General features: G+C 27.7%; 2 protein-coding genes. Both read right to left on the bottom strand.

Going from position 1 to position 1,639, the window contains the following annotated elements:
* A partial coding sequence (locus ACTHW2_RS12950; RefSeq protein WP_442264303.1) for a DegT/DnrJ/EryC1/StrS family aminotransferase occupies positions 1-504 on the bottom strand: 504 nt, incomplete at its 3' end.
* Between the two features lie 12 nt (positions 505-516).
* On the bottom strand, positions 517-1,639 hold a 1,123-nt coding region (locus ACTHW2_RS12945; RefSeq protein WP_442264302.1), incomplete at its 5' end, for a glycosyltransferase family 4 protein.

Raw genomic sequence — 1,639 nt, 5'->3', positions numbered from 1 at the left:
TCCATTGTACTCAGCTCCTATAGCTTGGCATGCATCTTCTATTACATATAAGTTATGTTTTTTAGCAATTTTATTTATTTGATCCATATCTGCTGATTGTCCAAATATATGAACTGGCATTATAGCTTTTGTTTTATCTGTTATTTTATCTTCTATTAATTCCGAGTCCATATTGAATGTATCTTTTTTCACATCTATAAAGACAGGTGTTGCACCGACTGCTGATATGCTTTCTGCTGTTGCAAAGAATGTATATGTGCTTGTTATTACTTCATCACCTTCACCTATTCCAAGAGCTTTTAAAGCTATAACTAGTGCGTCTGTTCCATTTCCTACTGATATAGAATGCTTTGCTCCTAAATACTTACTAAATTCTTCTTCAAACTTTTTAACATTCTCGCCCATTATATATTTAGAACTTGATAATACATCTAATGTAACTTTATCTAATTCATCTTTTAAATTTTCATATTGTGCTTTTAAATCTATTAATGGTATGTTCATGATTACACCTTCCTAATCTAATATTGTCATTTCTAATTTATCTGTTAATTTCTTGAAATCAAAATCTTCAGATGCTTCTAAAGCATTCTTACCATATTTATTATATTCTTCTCTATCCATATTGTAAAATTTAAGTATTCCATTTATTAAAGCTTCAGTAGAATCTCCTTTTACTGTTAATCCACAATTATATTGTTCTAATAAATCATACCCACATTCTACATTTGATAATGTAGGTGTTCCTGATGCAAAATAATCAAACAGTTTGTTTGGACTAAGTCCATATTTAAATAAATTAGGTAAATGTTCAAGTGATAAAAGATTTAATGAAGATTTACTCAATATATTTGGTACAAACTTCTTTTGGACTCTACCTTTAAAAATTATATTATCTATTTTTTCTTTTTCTACTTTCTTAATTAATTTTTCTTTTTCAGGCCCATCTCCAAATATTAAAAATACTATATCATTATAGTTCTTCTTTTTTAGTTCAATTGCTGCATTTACTATATTCCTTATCCCATTTGCATGTCCTATAGTACCTGTGAAAATGACTTTAAATTTATCATCATTATCTAAATCACTGTCTTCATATATAAAATTATCTTTATTATAATTAAATTCTTCTAAATCAATTCCATTATTTATATATCTTACTTTATTTGTATCTATGCCTAATGAATCTACATAATCTTTTCCTCCTGGAAAGGTAAATATAAGTCTGTCAGCCTTCCTGTATATGAAATCTTGTAATTTATATAAAATTTTAGCGGGAATACTTTTTCTACTTATTTGTCCCATTGATACCAATGTTTCAGGCCATAAATCCCTTGTTTCTGCTATAAACTTGGCCTTATATCTTTTAGCTAATCTATATCCTGCAAGCCATGTAAGTGGATGAGCAGAAGATGCATATATCACATCTGGCTTTTCTATATCTATTTTTTTCGTTATATTTATGATTTTATATGCATATTCTATCATATTTAATATTCTTTTCTTACCATTACCTTTATAATCCATTGCCTTAACAAAAGTAAAGGGAACTCCATTAAATTCTTTGTGTAAGAATTTCGCATTACCTTTTATCATATTTTCATCAGAATAATGCAACGAACTTGCTGCAAAAACATTC

This window comes from Tissierella sp., from assembly GCF_052089545.1.
GTDB lineage: Bacteria > Bacillota > Clostridia > Tissierellales > Tissierellaceae > Tissierella_A.
This window is presented reverse-complemented; position numbering and strand designations above follow the sequence as displayed.